This window comes from Paraburkholderia antibiotica, assembly GCF_012927125.1.
GTDB lineage: Bacteria > Pseudomonadota > Gammaproteobacteria > Burkholderiales > Burkholderiaceae > Paraburkholderia > Paraburkholderia antibiotica.
In genome coordinates this window covers 68917-85724 of sequence record NZ_JABBFZ010000008.1, presented here as the reverse complement: position 1 = coordinate 85724, position 16808 = coordinate 68917, and the positions used below count along the sequence as shown (strand labels likewise).

General features: G+C 64.7%; 14 protein-coding genes and 1 pseudogene. 6 read left to right on the top strand and 9 right to left on the bottom strand.

All coding sequences use genetic code 11. From position 1 onward, the window contains the following. Positions 1-214: 214 nt before the first annotated feature. The 3 genes from infB to rimP form a co-directional block, all read right to left on the bottom strand. Positions 215-3130 (bottom strand): translation initiation factor IF-2, encoded by a 2916-nt coding sequence (gene infB / locus HHL14_RS15535; RefSeq protein ID WP_169498496.1) that lies wholly within the window; start codon positions 3128-3130, stop codon positions 215-217. Between the two features lie 94 nt (positions 3131-3224). After that, positions 3225-4700, bottom strand: a complete 1476-nt coding sequence (nusA, locus tag HHL14_RS15530; protein WP_169498495.1) for a transcription termination factor NusA — start codon at positions 4698-4700, stop codon at positions 3225-3227. Then, a complete protein-coding gene (gene rimP, locus HHL14_RS15525) occupies positions 4697-5155 on the bottom strand; it encodes a ribosome maturation factor RimP (RefSeq protein WP_064269683.1) in 459 nt (152 codons plus the stop codon). Before rimP ends, nusA begins: the two co-directional genes overlap by 4 nt. Before the next feature lie 517 nt (positions 5156-5672). Between rimP and HHL14_RS15520 the strand changes: the two genes are divergently transcribed. Further along, on the top strand, positions 5673-5858 hold the full coding sequence (locus HHL14_RS15520) for a hypothetical protein (RefSeq protein WP_169498494.1): 186 nt from the start codon (positions 5673-5675) through the stop codon (positions 5856-5858). Here the strand turns inward: HHL14_RS15520 and rluB are convergent. From rluB to HHL14_RS15500, 4 genes are all read right to left on the bottom strand, one after another. Further along, the gene (gene rluB, locus HHL14_RS15515; RefSeq protein ID WP_169498493.1) at positions 5855-7696 is read right to left on the bottom strand and encodes a 23S rRNA pseudouridine(2605) synthase RluB; all 1842 of its coding nucleotides are present in this window, start codon (positions 7694-7696) and stop codon (positions 5855-5857) included. The genes HHL14_RS15520 and rluB overlap by 4 nt on opposite strands. Before the next feature lie 66 nt (positions 7697-7762). Continuing rightward, complete coding sequence (gene scpB, locus HHL14_RS15510) at positions 7763-8914, bottom strand: SMC-Scp complex subunit ScpB (RefSeq protein ID WP_169498492.1); 1152 nt, start codon at positions 8912-8914, stop codon at positions 7763-7765. Positions 8915-9318: 404 nt separating this feature from the next. Continuing rightward, the gene (locus HHL14_RS15505) at positions 9319-10527 is read right to left on the bottom strand and encodes a pyridoxal phosphate-dependent aminotransferase (protein WP_169498491.1); all 1209 of its coding nucleotides are present in this window, start codon (positions 10525-10527) and stop codon (positions 9319-9321) included. 159 nt (positions 10528-10686) lie between these two features. Next, positions 10687-11589, bottom strand: coding sequence for a LysR family transcriptional regulator (locus HHL14_RS15500; protein ID WP_169498490.1), 903 nt, complete (start codon positions 11587-11589; stop codon positions 10687-10689). Between the two features lie 408 nt (positions 11590-11997). Between HHL14_RS15500 and HHL14_RS15495 the strand changes: the two are divergent. Next, positions 11998-12393 (top strand): annotated as a pseudogene (locus tag HHL14_RS15495) (transposase); the annotation flags it as partial. A gap of 351 nt (positions 12394-12744) precedes the next feature. After that, a complete protein-coding gene (locus tag HHL14_RS15490; protein ID WP_169498489.1) occupies positions 12745-12996 on the top strand; it encodes a hypothetical protein in 252 nt (83 codons plus the stop codon). 365 nt (positions 12997-13361) lie between these two features. On the opposite strand, the gene HHL14_RS15485 is transcribed toward HHL14_RS15490, so the two are convergent. Beyond that, a complete protein-coding gene (locus tag HHL14_RS15485) occupies positions 13362-13682 on the bottom strand; it encodes a hypothetical protein (RefSeq protein WP_169498488.1) in 321 nt (106 codons plus the stop codon). Positions 13683-13947: 265 nt separating this feature from the next. Here HHL14_RS15485 and HHL14_RS15480 point away from each other — a divergent pair, with 265 nt between their 5' ends. From HHL14_RS15480 to HHL14_RS15470, 3 genes are all read left to right on the top strand, one after another. Further along, positions 13948-14667 (top strand): YdcF family protein, encoded by a 720-nt coding sequence (locus tag HHL14_RS15480; protein ID WP_230413056.1) that lies wholly within the window; start codon positions 13948-13950, stop codon positions 14665-14667. Positions 14668-14930: 263 nt separating this feature from the next. Next, on the top strand, positions 14931-15170 hold the full coding sequence (locus tag HHL14_RS15475; protein WP_169498486.1) for a hypothetical protein: 240 nt from the start codon (positions 14931-14933) through the stop codon (positions 15168-15170). A gap of 323 nt (positions 15171-15493) precedes the next feature. Beyond that, complete coding sequence (locus HHL14_RS15470; protein WP_008923870.1) at positions 15494-15751, top strand: hypothetical protein; 258 nt, start codon at positions 15494-15496, stop codon at positions 15749-15751. A gap of 296 nt (positions 15752-16047) precedes the next feature. On the opposite strand, the gene HHL14_RS15465 is transcribed toward HHL14_RS15470, so the two are convergent. Beyond that, a complete protein-coding gene (locus HHL14_RS15465) occupies positions 16048-16338 on the bottom strand; it encodes a putative quinol monooxygenase (RefSeq protein WP_169498485.1) in 291 nt (96 codons plus the stop codon). Positions 16339-16808 lie beyond the last annotated feature (470 nt).

The following is a 16808-nucleotide window of genomic DNA, read 5'->3' as shown; positions in this document are numbered from 1 at the left end:
CGGATGCAAAAAATGATTCGCGCGAGCCGTGTGTTGTCCCGCGACAGGACGGTATCACCGTTGTCGCGGCCTCTCGGCGGTCTGCCGACTCAGTGGCCTCGACCAGGACAAACGCCACAACGGCCCCGGCGACAAACTCAACCCGACAGGCTCAAAAACAACGGGCGGAGCGGGCGTCAAGCCCGTTCCGCCCGCTGTGCCCGTGTCGCGTGAATTACAGCGTACGCGCGACTTCGGTGACTTCGAAGACTTCGAACTGATCGCCTTCGACGATGTCGTTGAAGTTCTTGATCGACATACCGCACTCGAAGCCCTGACGGACTTCCTTCACGTCGTCCTTGAAGCGCTTGAGCGAATCGAGTTCGCCCGTGAAGATGACGACGTTGTTGCGCAGCACGCGCACCGACGACGAGCGCTTGACGAAGCCGTCCGTGACCATACAGCCGGCCACCGCGCCGACCTTCGGCACCTTGAAGACCTGACGCACTTCGACCGTGCCCGTCACGACTTCGCGCTTCTCCGGCGCCAGCATGCCCGACATCGCCGCCTTCACCTCATCCACTGCGTCATAGATGATGTTGTAGTAGCGGATATCGACGCCGTTGGACTCCGCGAGCTTGCGAGCCTGCGCATCCGCACGGGTGTTGAAGCCGATGATGACCGCCTTCGAAGCCGTCGCGAGGTTGACGTCCGACTCGCTGATGCCGCCGACCGCGCCGTGCACGATCTGCACGCGCACTTCGTCGGTGGAGAGCTTCAGCAGCGACTGCACCAGCGCTTCCTGCGAACCCTGCACGTCAGCCTTGACGATGAGCGGCATGTACTGCACTTCGCCTTCGCCCATCTGCTCGAGCATGTTTTCGAGCTTCGCGGCCTGCTGCTTCGCGAGCTTGACGTCGCGGAACTTGCCTTGACGGAACAGTGCAACTTCGCGTGCCTTGCGGTCGTCCGGCATCACGATGACTTCTTCGCCTGCCTGCGGCACTTCCGACAGACCCTGGATTTCGACCGGGATCGACGGACCCGCCGACTTGGTCGGCTTGCCGGTTTCGTCGAGCATGGCTCGCACGCGACCGTAGGCGCTGCCTGCCAGCACGACGTCACCGCGGTTCAGCGTACCGGACTGGACGAGGATCGTTGCGACCGGACCCTTACCCTTGTCGAGCTTCGCTTCGATCACGAGGCCCTTGGCCGGCGCTTCGACCGGTGCCTTCAGTTCCAGCACTTCGGCCTGCAGCAGCACGTTTTCGAGCAGATCGTCGATGCCCGCGCCGGTCTTCGCCGACACCGGCACGAACGGCGAGTCGCCGCCGTATTCTTCCGGCACGACGCCTTCCGCGACGAGCTCCTGCTTCACACGCTCCGGATTCGCATCCGGCTTGTCGATCTTGTTGATCGCGACGACGAGCGGCACACCACCGGCCTTCGCGTGGGAGATCGCTTCCTTCGTCTGCGGCATCACGCCGTCGTCGGCTGCGACCACCAGAATCACGATGTCGGTCGCTTTCGCACCGCGGGCACGCATTGCCGTAAAGGCTTCGTGACCCGGCGTGTCGAGGAACGTGATCACGCCACGCGGCGTTTCGACGTGGTAAGCGCCGATGTGCTGCGTAATGCCGCCCGCTTCGCCCGCTGCCACCTTGGCGCGGCGAATGTAGTCGAGCAGCGAGGTCTTGCCGTGGTCGACGTGACCCATCACGGTGACGACCGGCGGACGCGGCAACGCTTCCGCGTCGCTCACTTCGCCTTCGACCAGCATCGCTTCCGGATCGTCCAGCTTCGCCGCGACCGCGCGATGGCCCAGTTCCTCGACGATGATCATCGCCGTTTCCTGGTCCAGCATCTGGTTGATCGTGACCATCTGGCCGAGCTTCATCATCACCTTGATGACTTCGGAAGCCTTCACGGCCATCTTGTGCGCGAGATCGGCAACCGTGATGGTTTCCGGCACGTGCACTTCACGCACGATCGGTTCGGTCGGCGCCTGGAACGTGGTGGCCTGCTCCTGATGCTTGCCGCGCCCCTTCGGACCGCCGCGCCAGCCACGGTCGACGCCGCCGCTCGAGTCGCCGCGCGTCTTGATACCGCGGCGCTTCGCTGCGTCGTCCTGCCAGCTGCCCTTGCCGGCGCCCGGCTTCTTCTTGTCGCCGGCGGACGGTGAGGTGGTAGCTGCCGGTGTTGCCGCGGCCGGCTTCTTCGCGGCCGGACGTGCCGGCGCTTCGCCTGCCGGACGCGCCGGCTTGTGCAGCGTGCCCTTGGCTTCCGCCGCCTTGGCCGGTTCGGCAGGCTTCGGTGCCGGTTCCGGCGCCTTCACCTGCGCCTTACGCGGCGTGTTCATCATTTCGCGAATCGCACGCGCTTCGGCTTCCGCCGCCGCACGACGCTTGGCGATCTGTTCCTGCTCGGCACGCGCCTTTTCGGCAGCCTGACGCGCGGCGTCTTCCGCCTTCTTCGCGGCTTCGCGTTGCGCTGCGCGCTCCGCGGCTGCGCGTTCGTCGTCCGCGCTGTCTTTCGCCGCAGCCGGTTCGGCGGCTTGCGCCGCTGCCTGCTGCGCCTTCTCGCGAGCCGCCGCTTCGGCCGCAGCCGCCGCGCGCTTCTTCGCATCTTCTTCCGCGCGCTGACGCTCGGCTTCAGCCGCCTGTTCGCGGGCCTGACGCTCGGCTTCTTCGCGTTCGAGCTGTTCCTGGCGCGCCTTCAGTTCCTGCGCCTGCTTTTCGAGCAGTTCGGCTTCGTGACGTGCTTCTTCCTCACGACGCTGCAGTTCCAGATCTTCCGCGTCCGCGTTCTCGGCCACATGATTCGATGCATCGCCGCCTTCCGCGGCGGTTTCGTCACGGCGGACGAACGTGCGCTTCTTGCGCACCTCGACCTGAATGGTGCGAGCTTTACCCGTCGCATCGGACTGCTTGATTTCCGACGTATGCCGTTTCGTCAGCGTGATCTTGCGCTTGTCCGCGTCAGTCGAGCCGTGAGACTTGCGCAAGTGATCGAGCAGACGCGCCTTGTCCGCCTCGGACAGGTTGTCGTCTTCGCTCGCCTTTGTGACGCCCGCCGCCTGCAGCTGCTCGAGCAGCACGCCTGCAGGCATTTTCAGTTCCGCGGCAAATTGGGCTACGTTGTTACTCGCCATTCATTCCTCTTAATGCAAGGACCGATTCCTTGCGGTTAGCATCGTGTCATGCGGCCTAACGGCCGCGTTCAATTTAGTGCGCCATGGTCATTTCTCACTGGAACCAGTGTTCACGTGCTTTCATGATCAACGCCTTAGCGGCATCCTCTCCCACTCCAGTCATTTCGACCAGTTCGTCCACAGCCAGCTCGGCGAGCTCGTCGCGCGTCTGGATCTGGTGTTCGGCCAGCTTCGCGAGCAGGTCGGCGTCCATGCCGTCCAGGCTCTTCAGGTCGAGCGCTACATTTTCGACCTTTTCTTCGTTCGCGATCGCCAGCGTCAAGAGCGCGTCGCGCGAGCGGTTGCGCAGTTCGTGAACGGTGTCTTCGTCGAATGCCTCGATTTCGAGCATTTCGTTGAGCGGCACGTAGGCGATCTCTTCGAGACTCGTGAAGCCTTCGTCGATCAGGATGTCGGCGACTTCCTCGTCGACATCGAGACGCGCCATGAACAGGTCGCGCAGGACGCCACGTTCCTGATTCTGCTTCTGCGCAGATTCATCCGGCGTCATGATGTTGATCTGCCAGCCGGTGAGTTCGCTGGCGAGTCGTACGTTCTGGCCGCTGCGGCCGATCGCGACCGCCAGCTCGTTCTCGTCGACGACCACGTCCATCGAGTGCTTTTCTTCGTCGACGACGATCGACTGCACGGCTGCCGGCGCGAGCGCGCCGATTACGAACTGGGCAGGGTCTTCCGACCATAGCACGATGTCGACGTTTTCGCCACCGAGCTCGTTGCGCACGGCCTGCACGCGCGAGCCGCGGATACCGACGCAGGTGCCGATCGGATCGATGCGCTTGTCATAAGCGACCACACCGATCTTCGCGCGCACGCCCGGATCGCGAGCCGCCGCCTTGATCTCGAGCAGACCCTGCTCGATTTCCGGCACTTCCATCTCGAACAGCTTCATCAGGAATTCGGGCGCCGTACGCGACAGCTCGATCTGCGGACCACGCGCGGTGCGATCGACCTTCGCGATGTACGCGCGCACGCGGTCGCCCACGCGCAGGTTTTCCTTCGGAATCAGCTGGTCGCGGCGCAGCAGCGCTTCGACACGGCCCGATTCGACGATGAAGTTGCCCTTGTCGAGGCGCTTCACCGAGCCGGTCATGATGTGTTCGCCGCGCTCGAGGAAGTCGTTCAGGATCTGCTCGCGCTCGGCGTCGCGCACCTTCTGCAGGATCACCTGCTTGGCGGCCTGCGCGCCGATGCGGCCGAATTCGATCGACGGCACCGGTTCCTCGATGTACTCGTCGAGCTGGATTTCGGGCTGCTGCTCACGCGCCTCGAACAGCAGGATTTCCTGATCCGGCTCCTGCAGACCGGCTTCGTCCGGCACGACCTTCCAGCGGCGAAACGTTTCGTGTTCGCCGCTTTCACGGTCGATGTGGACGCGGATATCCGCATCTTCTTCGAAGAGTTTCTTGGAGGCCGAAGCGAGAGCCGCTTCGAGCGCGGCAAATACCACGTCCTTATCGACATTCTTCTCGCGTGCCAGCGCATCCACCAGCATCAACACTTCGCGACTCATTGTTTGCGGCTCCTAAAGTCAACTTTCGGAACAAGGCGCGCCTTGTCCATGTCCGCGAGCGTGAAATCGAGCATCGCGGCGCCTTCTTTTCCTTCAAATTCCAGACCGATCGTCTCGCCCTGCGGGGCATGCAGAATGCCCCGGTACGATTTCCGTCCGTCCAATGGCTTTTTCAGTGTGATAACCACTTCGCTGCCCGCGAAGCGTTCAAAATCCGCCAGTTTTTTCAGCGGGCGGTCGAGCCCGGGCGACGACACTTCGAGCCGCTCGTAATCGATATTTTCGACCGTCAGAACGTGCTGGAGCTGACGCGTGACCTTCTCGCAGTCTTCGATCGCGATGCCGGCCGGCTGGTCGATATAGATGCACATCATGCCGCGCCCGGTGCGCTCGAAGTCGACGAGCTCGTAGCCGAGTCCCACGACCGTGGTTTCAATCAGTTCCGTCAGTTGCACAGTGCCCTCTTAGATGTTCGCGCAGCGAGCCAGCCGCCTGTTCTGCAAACAACCAATGCGGGCCGCGCGCCAAGCTGGCGCACGTTGGTGCGAACCCGAGATGCCGAACCACGAAACTGAGCGGCAAAAAAAAATGGGCTAAACGCCCATCATCTTATTGCCGGTGGTCGCACCTGAGCCGCACATAAAGAAACCGTACGCCCAGCGACTCCGCGATTGTAGCCATTTTTCGTCCCAAACGCAATCCGCAGAACGCCGTGCAGCGCCCATTTCCGCTTGATTTCATGGGAATCTTTCGCATATGTGGCGGCAATCACGGGCTTTTGCAAGCTGACCGATACGGTCATGAAGGAGCGCGGAAGGGAGGGATCAAACGCCTTTCGTCAGCCCGGCCCTTATTTCACGGCAGCCCGTTCATGCGATCGGCGTAATTCGATAAACCAGTGAAACGCGACTCGAGCGCGATAAATGGCGAATCGCATAAACGATTAAAACGCCTGGCGATTCGCCATCCCGCATGAGCGGCATCGTTGCGCTGGCTGACAAGCTTTCGGCCGAGGTCCGCAGACTGCGCCAGTGGCGCAATGGCCAGACAGTCATTCACCGACCATCCAAAGACGCTCGCCCGGCGAGCGTCCATCAGTGCAAATCAGGCCGCCTGGCGATCAATCAGGCGGACCAGAGTCGATCGGCGATCGATTAACGGCCGCGCGAACGGCCGCGCGGCGCACCGCCGCCACGATTCGCGCCGCCCGACCCGGCATTGCCGCCCGCGCGATTCGCATTGTTACCGCCACGATTGCCACCCGGCGCGCGATTGCCGCCGTTAGCCGGCGCCCCGGCGCGCTTGCCGCCCGGACGCGCACGGTTGCCATTCGGCGCCGGCGCACGATTGCCGTCGACGTCGCGGCCACGCTGGCCACCCGCACCGCGATTGCCAAAACCACCGCCGAACCCGCCGGCACCGGCACCCGCCCCCGCGCCGAATCCGCCGCCTGCCGCGCCGCGGCGGCCCTGGCCTTGACCCTGGCCACGCGGCTGCTGCTCGAAGCGGCTGTGCGACATCAGCACCGGCTCGCGGTTGATGAAGCCCATCGACGTCTGCATCGGATCCGGCTGCCGGCGCTCCGGCGCCGCATTCCGGCCGCCGCGCTCTTCGCTCGGCGCCTTCAGGCCAACCGACGCCATCAGCGCGCGCACCTGGTTGTCCTCGAGTTCTTCCCAACGACCGCGCTTGAGGCCCTTCGGCAGCGAGATCGGGCCATGACGCGTACGGATCAGACGGCTGACCATCAGGCCGGCTGCCTCGAACATGCGACGCACTTCGCGGTTACGCCCTTCGGCCAGCGCGACGTGATACCAGTGATTGGTGCCCTCGCCACCGCCATCACGGATGCGCAGGAAGTTAGCCGGACCGTCGTCGAGCTCGACGCCGTGCAGCAGCTTCTGGCGCATCCCCTCGGCGAGTTCGCCGACCACCCGCACCGCGTATTCACGCTCGACGCTGTAGCGCGGATGCATGAAGCGGTTCGCCAGATCGCCCGAGGTGGTCAGCATCAGCAGACCTTCGGTGTTGAAGTCGAGACGGCCGACCGCGAGCCACTTGGCGGTTTTCATCGGCGGCAGCTTGTCGAACACCGACGGACGGCCCTCCGGATCCGCGTGACTGACGATTTCGCCGGTCGGCTTGTGATACAGCAGCACGCGCGGCGGCTTGCTGGCCAGCTTGCGCTTGACCGGCTTGCCGTTGATGCGGACCTGGTCGGTCGGCATGATGCGCTGGCCGATGTGGGCCGGCTCGCCGTTCACCGACACGCGGCCGGCGATGATCAGCTCTTCCATGTCGCGGCGCGAGCCCATGCCCGCTTCGGCGAGCACCTTGTGCAGCTTCGGCGCGTCGTCGTCCGGCGACAGCACGCGCTTCGGGCCGGCGACCTTGCCACGGCGCAGCATCGGTGCGCGCACGCCGCCCGTCGTGCTGTTGTCGGCGTCAAACGCCGGCGACGTCACGTACGAAAACAGATCGTCCTGATTGGTTTCGGCGCTTGCTGCCGCCTCGCCGCCACGGCGATTCTGGCGCTGACCTTCACGTTGCCCCTCGCGCTGACCTTCACGTTGCCCCTCGCGCTGACCGTCACGTTGCCCTTCACGCGGCTGACGCTCGCGCTGACCTTCGCGCGGCGCGCCCTGCTTCGCGCTGCCCGCATTGCGTCGGCCGCCCTGCTTCGCGCCCGCGTCCTTGCGCGGCATCCGCACCTGCGCGACGACTTCGCCGTCCGGCGGCGCTTCGGTGACGACCGGCGCGCCTTGCGCAGCCGCGCCTTCGGCCTTCGTCTTCGCGCCGGCGCGGCGTCGCGCGATCAGGCTGCGCGGCCCGCGACGCAGGCCGCGGCGCGGACGCTCTTCGCCGTCGGCTTGCGCGTTGTGCGCCGGGCGCTCGCCCTCGCCTGCCGACGCTTGCGTGGTACGCGTTTCGTCGGTCCGCGTCGACGGCACGGCGCGCTCGGATTCGGACGAATCGGTGTCGTGGGTATGTGTCAAAACAACCTCAAAATGTCAGGTCGCGCGCGCCCGTTGCGGGCGCGGCAAAAAAATAGTTCGGTTACGTCAGGCGCTGCGCGACTCGGTTTCGTCGTCGGTCAGAAAACCTGCGTCCTGCGCGACATCGCGGCGATCTTCGTGATCGTCGTGCGCCGCTTCGCTCGAGTTCGGCTCGGCGGCGTGCTCCGTATGGCGAGACACGCCCGAGTCGTGCGCGGGTATTGCCGGATCGGTCTGGGCGACCGGATCGTGATGCTGTGTCGAACCGGCGATGCTGGTCTGCGTCGCCGCGTGTGCCGGTCCGTTCTGTTCTGGTGCTTCATGCGCCGCAGCGTCTGCGTCGGCAGCATGCGTCGTGCCGGTCGTTCCGGCCGAGTCCTCGGCCAACTCCCCGGCCGTTTGCGGCTCGGCTTCGGCTTCCGGCTCGATTGCCGACGCGGCTTGCGCGTCAAGCGCGCGAGCGGCCGCTTCGGTCGTGTCGGCGCTCGCTTCTGCCGGTGCCGTGCCTGCCGCCGTTACGGCGTGCGCGGCCTGCTCCGCCTCGACCGGCTGTTCCTGCTCCAGCGCATCCGACGACGACACCTCAACGGCCTCACCAACCTCATCGCCTTCCGCGTTCTGGCCGCCACCCTGCGACGCGCTCTGCGCCTCGCCCTCGGCAAACTCGATCGCGTGCTGCCCGAGCAGATCCGCGTTCAGTTGCGCGGACGGATCGGCGAGCGGCGGCAATTCGTCGAGCGCCGTCAGGCCGAGGTCATCGAGAAACTGTCGCGTGGTCGCGTACAGCGCCGGGCGCCCCGGCACGTCGCGATGGCCGATCACTTCGATCCAGCCACGATCCTCGAGCTGCTTGACGACCTGCGTATTCACCGTGACACCGCGAATTTCTTCGATATCGCCCCGCGTAACCGGTTGCCGGTAGGCAATAATCGCGAGCGTTTCGAGCACCGCGCGCGAATATTTCGGCGGTTTTTCCGGATGCAAACGATCCAGATACGAACGCATCGCGGGCTTGCTTTGAAACCGCCAGCCCGACGCCAGCCCGACCAACTCCACACCGCGCCCAGACCAGTCCCGCTTAAGGTCTTCGAGCAAGGTCCGAACGGTGTCTGCCGACACGCCATCGGCAAAGAGCTTGCGCAATTCGCCGAGCTTTAACGGCTCCTGCGCGCAGATCAAGGCAGTCTCGAGGACGATCTTCGCCTCTTGGGTATTCATGCAGCTAGGTCAGACCCTGTGGTCAAAGAACCGGATCAAACAGACGATGTGGAACTGAAGACGCGCTCGCCCGATTCTGATCGGTCATATTGATGGGAGCACGCACCGGGGGGCGGCGAACAGACTTATCGAGCCAGACCCAGCCGGACGGAGCGGCGAAATTCCTGAAAGGAACCGCGTGACTGAGCGCCATATTACGCAAAAACGACCGGGGCGTAAAGCCGCAATCCCTCGCGCATTTTCGCCGCCTGAGCCGACCGGCGCGCCTGAGCGACAACACGCGGGGCTTGCGACGAAAAATCCGCCGGCGTCCGATTTTCGCCTATCTCGGCCGACCCGAGGCGGGACTTGCCCCGCTCCCGGATCGACCCCGCTTCGCGAACGGAATTACGCCCGCCGCGGCCTCAAACGCCCCCATGTCGCGCCATGAACTGCCGCAGACGCTCGACGCCCGCATCGAGCCGCGCCGTATCGCACGCATAGCACCAGCGCACGAAGCCCTCGCCCTGCGGCCCGAACGCGCTACCCGGCGCCACGCCGAGCCCCACCTCGCGCACCATCGCCTTGCACAACTCGAGGCTGCTCGCCGCGCCCGGCATCGAAAAGAACAGATACATCGCGCCCAACGGCGCCTTCACGTCGACGCCCGGCACCGCCGACAGCGCCCGCACCAGATGGTCCCGCGACGTCTTCAGATCGCGCACGAGCTCCTGCGTGAACCGCTCGCCCTGCTCGAGCGCGGCGATGCCCGCCTGCTGAACGAACGACGGCGCGCACGAGGTGTTGTACTCGACCAGCTTCGCCAGATCGTCCATCAACGCGGTCGGCGCGACGATCCAGCCGAGCCGCCAGCCGGTCATCAACCACGCCTTCGAGAACGAGTTCACGCAGATCACGCGTTCGTCGCGGGTCGCCAGATCGAGAAACGACGGCGCGGTGCGCGCGCCGCTCGCGTCGTCCGGGTAGTAAAGCCGTTCGTAGACTTCGTCCGCGACGATCCAGATGCCGCGAGCCCGGCAGTGTTCGAGCACGGTGCGCTGATCGTCGCGACTCATCACCCAGCCGGTCGGGTTGTTCGGCGAGTTGATCATCAGCATCTTCGTGTCCGGCGTCAGCGCGGCCAGCAATTGATCGACGTCGAGTTGCCAGCCGCGTTCGCCATAGCCGAGCGCGACGGTTTCGACGTGCGCGCCGAGAATCTTCGGAATCTCGACCAGATTGGGCCACAGCGGCGTCACCGCGACCACCCGGTCGCCCGCGCCGACCACGAGTTGCGCGGCCAGCATCAGCGCATTGACGCCCGCGCTCGTCACCGCGATGTGCTCGGCGGACGTCGCGCCGTGCAGATCGCTGACGTAGCCGGCGAGCGCCGCGCGCAACGGCGCGATGCCGAGGTTGTGGGTGTAAAACGTCGCGCCGGCGGCGAGCGCGGCGCTCGCGGCATCGCGGATGAAGTCCGGCGTCACGCGATCGGACTCGCCGAACCAGAACGGCAGCACGTCTTCGACGCCGAAACCGGCGTTGGCCACTTCACGGATCTGCGAGGGACGCAGCGCGCGCACCGCGTCGCGCGCATTCGGGGTAGAGGACACGGGCAGATCCAATTCGCTCATCAAGGCTTCCAGATGGATGGAAAAAAGAGGGGTCGAGGCACGCGCCATGGTCGTGCGAGGAAAGGCGGTAGTGTAGCGCGCCGCCCGGCCGAGGCGGGACGAAACAAACGGCTGGCTTGAGGGCACGGCATCGGCCAGTTGAACCCGGCTCGGCTCAGCTCAGTTCAACTCCTCCGCCCGCCCCGGCAACTGCCGGATCAGATTCCACACCGCTTCGGCCGCCGGCGACAGCGAGCGGTCGCGCCGTCGCACCAGTTCGACGCGCCGCTCCGCGCGCGGCACGAGCGGGCGCGCGACCAGCGACGCCCCCGCCGGCAGCGGCAACGCGAGCCACGGCAGCACGCTGACGCCGACGCCCGCCTCGACGAGCCCGAACACGGTCGCCGAGTGGCCGAGTTCCTGCACCACGCTGGCGTTCACGCCGTGCGCCTGCAACGCCGCGTCGATGATCGGCCGGCTGCCGGACGCGTAATCGAGCATCACCATCTGCGCGCCGTCGAGATCTCGCCACGCGACCTGCGTGCGCGCGGCGAGCGGATGATCGTCGCGCAAGACGACGCAGAACGAGTCGGTCATCAGCGTTTCGCTGAGCAGATCGTCGTCAGAAAACGGGCCGATGATCACGCCGAAATCGACCTCGCCCGATTTCACCTTGCGCACCACGTCGCTTTGCACGTCGTCGCGCAAACCGAGCGTCACGTACGGAAACTGCTGCACGCACGCCGCCACCACGCGCGGCATCAGCCGGCACGCGACCGTCGGACTGGCCGCCACCACCACCCGACCGCGGCGCTGCTCGCCGATTTCGCGGATCTCGCGCAACGCGTCGTCGAGATCGGACAACAGGCGCGACACGCTCGACACGAGGTTGCCGCCGACGTCGGTCAATTGCACCTCGCGGGTCGTGCGGTCGATCAGCTTCAGACCGATCTCGCTTTCGAGTTCGCGCACGCAGCGGCTGACCGCCGACTGCGTCAGGCCGATTTCGTCGCCGGCCCGGCTGAAGCTTTGCAGGCGCGCGACCTCGATAAAAACCCGTAGTTGTCGCAGCGTCACATTCATTTGTCGGCCTCATCAATGGCGATATTTGATGCGCATTGTAAGGCCAAATCCCCGCTGTTTCGCCCTTTCCGGTGCATTCGTTGCAATGCAGCAAAAAGGCGCGAACGCACGCTGGTCGGGCCTCCCTGCACAAGATTGGTGATTGTCCCGATTTGCGAGATGGGTTTTTTGGATTCTCATACGCCCCTGGTTGGCGCCCGCGTTGGCCCGCCGCCACGGGCTTTCAGGCGATCGGAATCAAATTGGCACAGTTCGTGCGTTATGAGGCGCACAGGGTCGGCGCCATGATTTCTGACTGAATAGCGAATCGTGGCAAGCCCGTCCCCTTGGGCACTCGCCTATCGAGTGCTTGAAGAGTGCGCGGCGCGGGGCAGCGCACCGGAGTTAGCTTCGCTGAGGTGAAACATGATGCTGTTCGACGATTTGAGAGACAACGAGTGGGCGCTGGTCGAGGCTTTGTTCTGTGCCGAGCCGGCGCGGAGCGAACGGCGCGGTCGGCCGCGCGTGGAAGCGCGCGCGGTGGTCAATGCTGTGCTTTGGGTACTGTCGACGGGCGAAGGCTGGTCCAAGCTGCCCGGCCGCTATCCGTCGCCGCCGACGTGCCGTCGGCGCTTCGACGAGTGGCAGGCCGATGGCACGCTCGCTGAAATAGTGAAGCGGCTTGGCACGAGCGGTCGCGAAATTTCGCTGCGCGGCCGGATTGGCGCGACGGCGGCGAAACCGCCGGCACCCCCGAGCCGCGACCGTCTGCGCGGCGCGTTCTGGACCAATCCGGAATCGTGGCGCGCGCCGGTCAAGATGGCCTGACGCGAAACTGCCTTGTTACCGGGCGCCTCAGGGCGCCCGGTTTTTTATCGGGCCGCCGCCGCGCTGTTTGCGCGTGTATGCGCAGGTCGGGATGTCGGCCTCAGACGAGCGGCCGCCTGCTACGCCCTATCCAATCGGCCGACGCCACGCTTCGGCAACTCGCTTCGTAACCCATTCCGCACAATCCCCGCCACCCTTCTTCCGCGTTGCCTCAGACATCCCAGATGCGCAAATGCTCCGGGTGAAACATCCATTTACTATTAATTACAGCGTGCTTTCGCAACGCGGCATACCTTTGTAGTTATGCAAAACAGGCCTTGAGCCGATGCGCTCAAGGGGGAGCTTGGTATGAAACCAATGTCATTGCTGTTGTGCGGCATTGTGATTTCATCGATGGCCGCACCGGCACTCGCTCAGCAGCGCCCGCAGGGATGGAACTGGCGGCCGGATCGTCAGGCTACGCTGGAAGCGTGGCAGCAAAGCGAGGCGCGTAATCGCGACTTCACGCCACCGGCGCCGCGCGGTGACTTGCGCGGCGATATCGCCAGCAACGTGCGGGCGCGGCCCGATACGCCACGCGAAGAGTCGCGGCGTCGTTGAAGGTCGTGGGACGGGTGCGGGCAGCGTCATCGGGAAACGCAACGCGATCGTCGCATCGCCAGTGAATAATCGGGGAACCACCCGGCATCGAACCAGTCAGACTCAACGCCATTAGCACAGCGTGGCAGTAGTAATTCCGGTACGCCCGTATCTTCGCGATACGGGCTTTTTTTCGCGCGAAAGAAGCGCAAAACGGGCGCAAAAACGCCATAGGCAACGGTCGACGCAATCGCGCCGCCGCTTTGTGGAATGGGAAAGCAGCGAACCGCCCCAGCCGCGCGCGGCGACCGTCGGGCGGAACAGACAGCCCGCCAAGGGGTGGTAAGCCCGAGCGGACAAGGAACTGAACAGCGATGAACCCTGAGCTAAGGCCTGACTTCGGCCGCCGCGGCGGAATGCGGTTCGGCGGCGAGAACATAATCGTTCATGCGCTGCGCGGTCCACGTGAGCATGCGCTCGTCATGTTCGAGCCGTGCGAATTCGGCTCTGCCGCGCTCGGTGAGCACAGCGATGTCGACCGGAGCGTGAAAACCGGGCGCCGGTGCGACGGTGCGCTGCCGAACCGTGTCCATCAAACCCAGCGCGCGAAGATATTGGAAAACGCCGGGCCTTCTGGCCCAGGGAACCTGACGATATTGCGCTCGCCGCAGCGCTTCAAGTACGGCTTCGTTGGAATACGTGGTCATCTCACTTCTTTCTTAAAGTGCAGCTATGACACATCCATGCTCGCGGCTCACCGTGCCACCGGTGAAACGCGTAGCACCCGCTTCTGTCCGGAAGCTCGCCGCCTGTCCGACAGCGGAATTCCGGCAGATGCTGCCTGGTCTCGTTTTCGGAACCCCCGTCTGAACGTCGTGCTAGCGTTCTCTCTACGAACCGACGATGCAACCGCCGCGGCGCGATGGCAAGCCCGTAGATTTGTCCCGAAAGACATACGTTACCCCATTTAAATTGATTCTATTCACTTTATTAGCGCTTTTTTTTGCAGCAATCGTGCTATGGAAACGCGCCCGCCGCCGCCTCGTCATCTGCGCAATCGCGCTCTTCTGGCTGCTTTCGGCCGGCTGGTTGACCGCGCCGCTTCTCGATCTCGCGCAACCGCAACGGCATAGCGCCGCACCCGCCGCTTTCGCACCACGCACCGCGATCATCCTGCTCGGCGGCGGCACGGTCTACGACGACAACGACGTGCTCGTGCCGCCGCGCGACGTGCTCTCGCGCATCGAGGTCAGCGCGCAGAACTACGCGGCCTGCAAGCGCGCCGCGGCCAACTGCCAGGTGATCGTGAGCGGCGGCAATCCGCAGCGTCACAGCGCCACCGAAGCCGATACCTACCTACCCTATCTGCTGCGCCAGCAGGTGGCGCGCTCGGACATCGTGCTCGAGACAACAAGCCGCACGACCTACGAAAACGCACGCAACGTATCAGCCATTGTTGGCCAATCGCATTACGACGCCTTGATACTGGTCACGTCCGCGTATCAGATGCCACGCGCGCTGCTCGATTTTCAGCACTTCGGCGTCGAGCCGCAGCCGCAGATTTCGAGCGCACGCCACGCGCGGCTCGGCTTGCTGCCGCGTTTCGACAACCTCGTCGCAGCGGAAATCGCGCTGCATGAGCTGATCGGGATCGCGCAATTTCACGTCTATAGCGCGATCGGCTGGTTCTGAATGCGCACGGCGCGGGGCTTCACCTGATGACGGCCGGCTCCGCCAACTCGCTCATCGTGCGAGCTATTTTGAGACGCACCGGAACTGCGGACACACTGCATAGGCCGCCCAGCCATTGCGCATCGGTTGATAATTACGAGATGTAACAAATGTTTATCACAGTTACAAAGCCATCGGCTGGAGCAGAGTTTGCTCGATAGAATGCATTGTCTTTCCCAATGGACAGGCAATAACGGGTCCACCACCACTCTACGGAGGTAACGATGAAGAAAGTGTCCCTGGCGATCCTGGTTTCGCTCTGTGCCGCAGCGGGCGCGGCTTATGCGCAAGACAACGGCATCATGACCAGCACCGATCCGGCTAAGGCCGCGGACATCGAACAGCGCGCGCAGGATTTGCAAAATCGCCAACAGTCGATGGGCAGCGCGCCTGCCATGCCGGCCAAGCAGCACAAGATGGCTCCGCACCATCACAAGAAGGCCCCCGACGCTTCGGGTTCCTGAGCGTAGTTGAGGGTCTCGCCTCACGGCCCGGCCGTGCAGGTGGAAAAGCCGAAGCCGGCATTGCCGGTTTCGGCTTTTTTGTTATTCAGCCGGAGAGCGGAACGAAGTTGGCAAGCGCGAGGTAAAGCAGCGCGCCGACGTGAGCGCCCAGCGTCTATGAGTACCCCAAGCGTCCATGAGCGCCGCGGCAGGCACGCCGCCTGCAAACGCCCATCGGCCGGGACAGGCCGCCAGCGCCGCGCTTTCGGTATGCTAAAGTCGCGCACCGCCCGGCAGCCCGCCGGCATCCCCTAACCCGTGCGCACCCAGGTGCGGAGGACAGCATGAGCAACATCCAGCTAGATATCGAATGGACCGAAGCAGCATCTCGCAAGATTGAAAAACTGATGCCGCGCGGCGGTCAGGAAGCGTACCTCGCGCTGCCGCCCGTCGAATGCCTGCCGATGGAAGGCGACGTGCTGTTTCTCGGCCCGGCTGGCAAGCAGCAGCCGTTCATCGTCGCGGAACGCCAGTATCACCATGACGGCGACGCGGACTGGACGATCATCCTGATTCTCGACGTGCCGCAAGCGACGCATTAAACGTCGACAGCGGCGCGCGGGCTGGCGAGGCGCAGAACCGCGCCGGCCCGGGTCGACGCGTGATCCGCCGCTCGACGCGCCGCCGTGGGCCCCGTGCCCGCTACCCGGCGTATGGCCGGCCTGATTGCCGGCGCCTCGCGAGTGGTGAACGCCCAGGAGCCCAGTGCCTGAAGCCGGCTCGCCCAACAAACGCGTCCGCCCTCTTCCAGAGGCCGCGTCAGATTGCCCAGCCAGCCGGCCAGCCCCTCACGCCGTTCAACTCAATGCCGCTCACCAGGCGCATCTCAGTCCCACGCTCAGGCGATCTTCGACACGACGCGAATTTCCGCGTGCTCGACCCAATCCGCCACCGCTTTCCGGTACGCCTGGATATGCGCGGATTTCGCGTGCGCGGCCAGCGCCTCCTGACTTTCCCAACGCTCGACAAACACGAACCGGCGCGGCTCCTGCACATCGCGATGCAGGTCATATTGCAGCACCCCCGCTTCATTGCGCGTCGGCCCGACGATCCCTTCGAGCGTCACGCGCAACTGCTCGTCACAACCAGGCTTCGCCACCGAAATTGCCACCACTGCGATTTCCGCCATTTGCCTCATCTCCTCTTACGAAAAGCAGCAGCATAACCGCCGGCCGGCGAACCTGCCGGCGGGCCGCGCCGCAAGCAGCCGGTACGCAGCCGGTACGCAGCCGGCAAGCACCATCGCGCAAGAACCTCGCCTCTGGCCGCCACGCCGCCAACCCGGCGCGCCCGGCAAAACCGCGACAGCCAAGCCGGTCAAGACCTCGCCCCATCGACTCCGCAAACCGCTATGCCGACGTTCGCGCCCGCGCATCATCCGCGCCTGGAATTTGGCGGGCGGGCACTGCGCGCCCTGTTACCCTCGGCTTGAGAGGAGCAGCCAGCGACATCGGGCAGCCGTTGCGCGCGGCAAGCACGCGCAACGCTTCGGCAAGGGATTCGACAGGCATTGCCGGATGGCCGCGGGCAGCCGCTTCGCGGGCAATTTTCGCGCTTCGGTGTTTGTGACAACCCGCACATTGTTGCGCGCCGCGAACT

Bases quoted from the DNA above. Each gene is read 5' to 3' on its own strand.
- HHL14_RS15520 (WP_169498494.1), top strand. From the start codon at position 5,673: ATGAGCGGCATCGTTGCGCTGGCTGACAAGCTTTCGGCCGAGGTCCGC.
- nusA (WP_169498495.1), bottom strand. From the start codon at position 4,700: ATGAGTCGCGAAGTGTTGATGCTGGTGGATGCGCTGGCACGCGAGAAG.
- HHL14_RS15470 (WP_008923870.1), top strand. From the start codon at position 15,494: ATGAGCAACATCCAGCTAGATATCGAATGGACCGAAGCAGCATCTCGC.
- HHL14_RS15465 (WP_169498485.1), bottom strand. From the start codon at position 16,338: ATGGCGGAAATCGCAGTGGTGGCAATTTCGGTGGCGAAGCCTGGTTGT.
- HHL14_RS15500 (WP_169498490.1), bottom strand. From the start codon at position 11,589: ATGAATGTGACGCTGCGACAACTACGGGTTTTTATCGAGGTCGCGCGC.
- HHL14_RS15485 (WP_169498488.1), bottom strand. From the start codon at position 13,682: ATGACCACGTATTCCAACGAAGCCGTACTTGAAGCGCTGCGGCGAGCG.
- HHL14_RS15505 (WP_169498491.1), bottom strand. From the start codon at position 10,527: ATGAGCGAATTGGATCTGCCCGTGTCCTCTACCCCGAATGCGCGCGAC.
- scpB (WP_169498492.1), bottom strand. From the start codon at position 8,914: ATGAATACCCAAGAGGCGAAGATCGTCCTCGAGACTGCCTTGATCTGC.
- HHL14_RS15475 (WP_169498486.1), top strand. From the start codon at position 14,931: ATGAAGAAAGTGTCCCTGGCGATCCTGGTTTCGCTCTGTGCCGCAGCG.
- infB (WP_169498496.1), bottom strand. From the start codon at position 3,130: ATGGCGAGTAACAACGTAGCCCAATTTGCCGCGGAACTGAAAATGCCT.
- HHL14_RS15490 (WP_169498489.1), top strand. From the start codon at position 12,745: ATGAAACCAATGTCATTGCTGTTGTGCGGCATTGTGATTTCATCGATG.